The sequence below is a fragment of the Allobosea sp. 05T439 genome (assembly GCF_056396005.1).
The window spans coordinates 1-8243 of record NZ_JBFTKP010000085.1; the positions used below are offsets into that span (position 1 = coordinate 1).

Below are 8243 nucleotides of genomic sequence, written 5' to 3' on the forward strand. Positions count from 1 at the left end.
ACCACCCAGAAGGTCTGCCCGACCATGCCGCCATTGATATGCGTCTCGGCAAGGCCACCGACCCAGAGATCGACCCGGTCGATCCCCTTCACGATGCCGGTGCCGTCGGCCTGGATGGCCACGCTGATATTCGAGTTGATCGCCTGGAAGGCAGCTATCTCATTGGCGTCCAGGACGAGGTCGGGATAGGCCTGCTTGAACTGGGCGATCACTGCATCGCTCAGATTGTTGCGCTGTTGGAAGTCCTCCCAGGAGGTATAGGGTGAGAGGTTTCCGGCATATCCGACGGCCTCGGAGACATAGGGATCCTGCGAAGCGGCAAGATCCGAACGCACCTGGTTCAACGTTCCCAGCCCGACATCCCAGCCGCGGGCCACATTGAAGGCGAACAGGTCGGCATTGATCCGCACCAGATCGTTGCGCACCGCGTCGACGATGTTGAAGTCAACCTCCTCCGCCGGCTGCCTGATGATGCCGCCCAGGATCGATCCCACGCCGAGCTGCTCATAGCCGGGCTGCGGGACGTAGCCGGGGGGCAAGGGAGCAGTGAAGGCGCCGGCGTCGTTCGTCGGATTCAGGAAGGCGTCGAACAGCGCCACCTGCTTCGGCTGACCGTCGGCATCGAGCACGGTCATGGTCTGGCCGATCAGGGAGTGACCGACCCGGTACACGGCCGCCGCGAACTCATGCGAGATGGCGGCCGTCGCATCTGGATTGTAGTCGCCATGGCCGTGGTCGCCATCGCCCTTGATGCCGCCGATGAGATGATCGGCGAACTCGTCGAAGACGACGCGCTGGTATTCGGCCTCGTTGATGATCTTGGCCGCCTGGAAGAGCTCCTCCTGTGTGCCCTGGAAGCCGGCCTCCACCAGATTCTCGACGTGGAAGTTGTGGTTGCGCGCCCAGATCGTGTGCATCGCGGTCAGGGAGAAGTTCTCGTTCGCCCGGCCGTCGCCAGCAATATAGTGGTCGAGCACGCTGATGAACGGATTGGCATCGAGCAGCAGCGCATGTCCGGTGCCCATGAAATTGGACGCCATGGTCGCCGCCATCGTGGTGTTGATCACCCCGCCGTTGACCAGCCCCGCGAAATAGGTCTGGAAGGCGACCGGGCCGCCCGGCAGGCCGGTGAAGACGGTGTTGTTCTCCCAATGCTCGAGGATCAGCTCGCGCAGCGTCGGCAGCAACCGGAAGTTCGGGTCAGACGGATCCGGCCCTCCCGCCAGCAGCATCGAGCCGAGACCGCCATCGCCGTCGCCTTCCCGGAGGAACTGGCCGACGAGCCCGTTCGAGCCATAGGCCTGGTTCTGGTCCGCGAAGGGCGAGGTCCGGTTGATATGCTGGGGAACGCCATCGACGATTTCGTCGACCGTGCCTCGGGTGAGATCGGCAGGGTTGCCGGATCCGGGCGCGCCGTTGCCGGGAGCGCCGATCTGGATCGCGCCATTGCCACCCTTCGGCAGGAAATCGAGGCCGTGGTCGAAATACTGGCCAAAGGCCATGAAGAAGATATTGGCGTCGTTGCTGTTCTTCGGCAGGTCTGCTTCCTGCACGCCCAGGATATTGCTGATATTGCGCGGATCGAGCCCCTCGAAGATCGGATTGATCTGGTTGTTGCCGGTCGCCGCGTCGTAGTCGCCGTAGCGGGCTTCCGTCAGCCGGATGAAGTGCTCGTCCGCCGCACCGTAATCGGGATGGGCGAGATTGTTGCCGTGGCCGCTGAGATCGCGGACGCCGGGCACCGTGTCGTCATCCCCGGGGACTTCCTGGCCGTTGACCAGGTGCTTTAGCCCCGCAACGTCGCCGGCGGTGAGGTCGAACGCGCCAGTGATGCCGCCGCCGTTCCCGCTCCCGTTTCCGGAACCACCACCATTACTGCCGCCCCCGCCAGTCGATCCGCCGGCTGCAGCTGGTCCGGTCACGTGCATTTCATCCTGGGCACGCATGCCAACCAGATGGTCGGAGCCGCCGCCCGTATTGAGCACGACGTGGTGGGCCGATTCGAGAGCCGTCACGTCGACTGTGTCGTCMCCYGTGCCGGAGTTCACCGTGATGGTGTTGAAGCGCAGATCCGAGGGGGTCAGGTTGCCGACCACGAGGACGCTGTCATTGCCGCCACCGGTATTGATCGAAATCTCTTCGATCTGATCCAGCTCGGCCACGACCGAGGCCGTRCCCGTGCCGTTGCGGGTGATCACGATATCCGTGTTGGCRTTGAGATCGCTGGCGAGATTGCCTGCGACTTTCAGCCACTCGAACCTGGAATAGATCGAGAAGACCTCGTCCGAATTGTCCCCGGTGATGCTGAAGGCATCGCCGACCGTTCCGTTGGCCCCGCCATTGACGACGTCGCGACCATCGCCAACCCGCCAGACGATGGCGTCGTCACCAGTGCCGGCATTGATCGTATCGTTGCCCCCGAGGCCGAAGATCAGGTCGTTGCCCGCCGAGCCGGTGATCGTCGTCCCGGCTGCCGTTCCCAGCTGGGTGGTGTATACCGTCGCGCCGAACTGAACCTTTTCGATCGTCGTCAGCGTGTCGCGGCCATCGGCATCGCTTGTAATGGTCAGCACGCCGGCATTGGTCGTGGTGAGGGTATGGTCGAGCACCGATCCGGTGAACACCGCCGTGTCCGTGCCGTTGCCGCCGGTCAGTGCGTTGTTGCCGGCATTGCCGGTGAGGATGTTGTCGCCGGTATTGCCAGTCGCGCTGACATTCGCGGTTCCCGTCAGCGTGACGTTCTCGACATTGGCGTAGAGTGCGAGGTCGAGATTGACCGCTCCGGTCACCGTATCGATGCCGCCGCCTGCAGCCTCGATGACCTGGTCCCGTTGAGCAGCCGTGCCTGCCACATCGTCGATGACATAGGTGTCGTCGCCGGCACCGCCGGTCATGACGTCGCCCGTAGTGTTGGGATTGGCGCCGCCATCGAGACGATCGTTGCCTGCGCCGCCGTTCAGCGTGTCGGCACCGGCCCCGCCGCTGAGCACGTCGTTGCCCTGTCCACCGGTCAGCGCGTCGTTACCGGCCCCGCCGCTGAGCGCGTTGTCGTTGGCATCACCGGTGATCGAGTCGTTGCCGCTCCCGCCGATGAAATTCTCGATATTGGCGATCGTGTCGGAAGTTGCGTTCGTGGTCCCCGACCCCGCAACGACCGCCGCGGTTGCGCCGTTCAGCGTCACGGTCAAAACCGCCGTTGCCGCCGAGTAATCCGCGGTGTCGATCCCGGTGCCACCATCGAGGACGTCGCGGACGGTGTCGACACCGGCGACCAGCGTATCGTTATCGGCGCCACCATTGAGCGTATCGGCGCCGGCTCCGCCATTCAGGACGTCGTCACCTGCCAGGCCGTTCAGCGTGTCGTTGCCCGCCAGGCCGTTGATCAGGTTTGGATCGGCCGTGCCGGTAATGGTTTCGTTCCCACCGGTTCCGACCCGGGCGACGATCTGGGAGGTCACCGACTCGGCAAGCCCGTCRCCATCGATATAGCTGACGATCACCCGATAGAAATTGGCGTCGTTGATGGTGCGGTTGGCGTTGGCCGTCGGCAGCCCGGCATTGGTCCAGGGTCCTGTTCCGGTTGCCGAGGTCTGCCATTGGTAGCGGATGGTGTTGGCAATGCCGTTGGCGTCGACGATTCCAGCGGTGCTGGCCGTCAGGACATTGGTGCCGGTGCTGGTGATCGTCGGTGCGCCGCTTGCTCGTGCCAGCGACACATCCGTGAACGTTCCGGTCGGAATGCCATTGGCATCGAAATTCGTGAACCGCGCGATCTCGATATTCACGAGCGTGTCGGTGCCTTCGTCGTCGATCAGCGGGATCTTGATGCCATCTGCCCCGAGGACCGGTGCCACGACAGTGTCGACGACTGTYACCGTGCCGTTGGCATTGCGCGTSAGSGTGAAGTCGGCGCGGCTGCCGTGGAAGACCGCCACGTCGGTATCGGTTGCCAGGGCGCCGTCGGAGATGATCTCGCGCACCGCTTCGAGCTGGCCCGGATTGATCTKTCCGGTTCGCATCAGGTCGGCGACCGATTTTCCGTCCCAATTGGCATTGCCGGTCCCCGAGATGAGGGTGGTCAAGCCATCGACCGTGAACAGCTGGGCGCTCGCCGGGTCCTTGGTGGCATGCACCGAGATCCGGACATTGAGCCAGCGGTCGCCATCGATCAGATCATTGCCGGCATTTCCAGTGATGGTGTCGCTGCCGGCGCCGCCGAGCAGGATGTCGCCACCATTGCCGGGGTCGAAGACAGTGGTGTCGGGAGCGAGATCGCGGAAATGCGAGCCAGCGACCGCCATGGCCGCGACGGTCGCCGCCGATTGTCCGATGACCGCACCGGGCGCCAGCTTGATGAAGTCCTCGAGCCCGCGGATCAGGTCGACGTTCTGGGACAGAAGCTTGCTGTCCGTCGCGGGCCCATTGACCGGGCCGGTTCCTGCGCCGACAGCGCCGACCGGAAAGCTGGTTCCGATCAATGTATCGTTGTGCTTCCAGCCCGAGGCGCCTTCCACCGAGTCGTTGCGGTCCCGCAATGTCAGCGCGAGCTGATTGGCGAAGCGCGAGATGCCGAGATCGATGACGCCGTCGGTTTCGTCTCCCTTCTGAATGGACCAGTCGAAGCCCAGCATGCCGTTGTTGCGCTGGATTCCGGCGCCCTGGACCATGATGTCGTCGCCGGACTCGCCATCATAGTCGGTGTCGTTGCCCTGGCCGTTGAGGATGTCGTGTCCGATGATCGGCGAGTTGAAGAACAGGTCCGAGTTTTCACCCGACAGACCGTCAAAACCCTCGCCTCCCTCGATCCAGTCATCCCCCTCGTTGCCCATCAGTCCGTCGGGTGCTGAACCGCCGAGAATGAAGTCATTGCCCGGGCCGGCGAACACTTCCTTGGCGTCCGTGACGCCCATGATGAAATCGTTGCCCTCGCCGCCGAACATGAGGGTGAGGCCCGCATCGCTGGCGATCACGTCGTCACCGGCTTCGCCGCGCAGGAAATTGTCCCCGAACGGATCCTCGATGATGTCGTCGCCGCCGCCGCCGAACACCTGGTCGGATTCCATGCCGGCATTCAGATAGTCATTGCCGTCATCGCCCCAGAGGGTGTCGATGCCCTTGTCGCCATACAGCCTGTCATTGCCCTCGGTGCCGCCGAGAACCACGTGTTCACCGCCGGAGAACTGCAGGATTCCGCCATCGAAGATCGGCTTGCCATCCGCATCGAGAACCGGCTGACCGTTGGCATCCAGGCGGGCCGTCCCTTCGACCCGGTGAACCTTGGGATCGATGCCTTGCACGAAAGGATCGGAGTGCACGGGATCGAGCAGGCTGCGATCGGCTGGATCGGTCCCGTCGCGCGCGGCAATGCCGCTATAGTTCTCCTGACCCGCCAGCTTGTCGAGCTCCAGGATCATGTCCGGAACCGACATGAGGTTGCCCGGAAGATGCGTCGAATGGAGATCGCCCAGGTCGGTATTGCGCATGACCAGGTCGGTGAACGAATTGGGCTCCAGCAGGTTCAGCAGGTTCATGCCCTGCGTGCGGCTGAGGTAATAGAACCGGTCGCCGTTTTGCAGGTGCTCCAGCTGATATTCGAACACGAAGTTGAACGTCGAGCCGAGCTGGCCGCCGAACTCGTTGATCTCCTCGGCCAGACCGCCGATCCACAGATCGACATGGTTCAGTCCGCCAAGGCTGTCGTCATGGGGACCGGCGCCGTCCGCCGCATAGAGGCCGGTCGCGTTCAGGAAGTCGAGGCGGTCAGCCGGAGCATGAATCGTATGCGCCAGGACCGGCGGCTGCATGGCGGCATTCGCTGGCACGGTCTGATCGGTGCCGAGCACGATGGCCATGGCGGCTGCACGCTTGCCCTCCGAGGTCGTCTCGGCGGCGATCAGCGGATGGGTGCCATAGGCTGCGATGAAGTTGACCACGGATAGCGGGTGCTTGATGTGCTGGGTGAAGTCGGCCCAGCTGGTATAGGGCTTGAGGTCGGCGCCGCCGGTCGTGGCGTAGATTTGAGCGCGCGCGTCGTTCAAGCTCGGGATGCCGGTGTCGCGAGCCCGGGCGAGGTTCAAGGCGGGAAGATCGAGCGGCAGTCCGAGCAGATTGTTCCGCAAGGCTTCGACGACGAATTCGTCGATTTCATTGCCGACCGAACGGGACATGCCGCGGATCAGCGCACCGGTCGCCACCTCGTCGCTGAATCCGACAGGGGCCCCAACGCTATCCCGGACGACGCCGCCGGCGGTGAATTCCTGCGGATTGAGGAAGGCCTGGATCAGGCCGACCTGCTGCGCATCATCGGCCGAAGCGTTGTCGCTGTTGACGAGCGAGAGATCATTGTCGAGCCGGTCCACGGTATCGACCAGCATCGAATGGCCGAAGCGATAGACGGTGTGGGCAAACTCGGCGACGATCGCCGGATTCAGATCGGCCGAGTTGGTGAAGACGAACGGATCGACATTCGGCTGAATGCGCCGCGCGAACTCCTCGAACACGAGATGCTGGTATTGCATCTCGGTGACGAAGCGGGCGGCCTGGAACAGACGCTCGCCATCCCAGTCCAAGGCATCGATCGCCGCAGCCTTTGCCAACGGGTCGGTCAGCGCGTTGATGGCATCGAGCTCGACCTGACTGATCGCCGTCCGGGCGTTGTCGGGATCGGCGGCGAGCCATTGATTGACGATGGCCACGTCGCCGGAGGCGATGATGGTGTCCTTGTTCGCCTCGACGAGGCGATTGTGCTCGGAATGGAAGATCGTGTGAACCGCGGTCAGCCCGATGTTCTCGTTGCCGCGGCCGTCGCCGGTCAGGAAATGCGAGTTGAGCAGTTCATCATCGTATTGAAGATTATGGCCCTGGCCGTCATCCGGGACGGGGTTCCCGACAATGCTGTCGGCGTCGGGCTGCAAGACGCCGCCGATCACCACCGGTACAGCAGTGTGCGCGATGTCGTTGAGGAAGGCATGACCGGTACCGATCACCTGGAAGACGGTTGCAGTCGCCCCCGGCAAGGGAACGAAACCTGCCGGCAGGTCGCTCGGAAGGATGTGGTGAATGTCCAGGCCGCCCGCCTTGCCCTCGACGGCAACCGTTGAAATGCGGGTCGTCACCCCGTCGTTTTCAAACACATTGACCATGACCTGGGCATAGCCGTGCGTGCCCGGCGTGAACTTGCCATAGGCGTCGACGACGAGTTGCGGGACGTCGAGGACATCGGCGTCGTTCAACTCCAGCCCCAGCTTCTCCGCCGCCTGCGCCTTCACTTCTGCCCAATTTGCAATGCCGCCATGGACGCCATTGAGCAGGTGGCCGGTGTTCACGGCATGCGAGTCCGCGATGCCATCATTACCGACGGCGTCCACGCTGAACTTGTACTCCCGCAGGAAAACCTGATGSGAGGCGCTGGAGGTGTAGGTCTGGTTCTGGTCAACGAACGGCGTCGTCGTGTTCTGGGACTCGGTTCCCAGCGGATTCGGGTTGCCATTGGCGTCGAAGGGCGTCACCCGCGACAACGTCATGAAGCGGAATTCCGGCGCAAGGTCGTCCGCATTGCCGAGGATATGGTCCGGGCCGGCGATCAGCGGATCGTCGGCCTGGAGCGGGATGTAGATCGTGCCGTTGCTGCCTTTGGTRACGAGGTCGAGGCCGTGATCGAAGAACTGGCCGAAGAACGTCATCCAGGCGCTGTTTGGAGGCGAGAGGCCGACRTCGGGCGAACGGTCCTCGATCAGGATCGAACCATCATTGGACAACTCGAGACCGGCATCCGCGATGAGATTGACCAGGTGCTGGCCGGCCGGGTCGGCCACGGCCTGGGAGAGCGCCACCGCATTGGCCGCTGCAGCGGTCGCCAGSCCCTGGGCGGTGCCCTCGGCAAGGACGACCGTATTGAATTCGGGAATRGTGACGCCGTCGCCGACGGCTCCCTGCACGGCCGTCACGGTCGCCACGAAGRTCGTGAGGGCGTTCAGCTGGGCCTGGGCGCTGGCAATGTCCGCGGCTKCGGCAGCCGTGCCGGGCGCCTGAAGCGCAGCCAGGACGCTGGTTGCTGCCGCAAGGGCGGCCGTCGCCGCCGTGACGGCGTCGCCTGCGGTGGTCGAGATGTCGACGACGCCATCGGCGGCCACGTCGGCGCGAAGCGCCGTCAGGCTCGCAAGCGCGCTGCTGATCTGGGTCTGTACAATTCCCGCAGCCGTCACGGCCTGCCCGTAAGCTAACGCCGTTGCCGCGGCGAAGGG

1 protein-coding gene is annotated in these 8243 nt (G+C 63.8%); it reads right to left on the reverse strand.

Annotated features, from left to right (window positions below; all coding sequences use genetic code 11):
• Positions 1-8204 (reverse strand): peroxidase family protein (locus AC1DIO_RS34675; RefSeq protein WP_476854889.1); only part of this gene is annotated, 8204 nt, incomplete at its 3' end.
• Between the last annotated feature and the right edge of the window lie 39 nt (positions 8205-8243).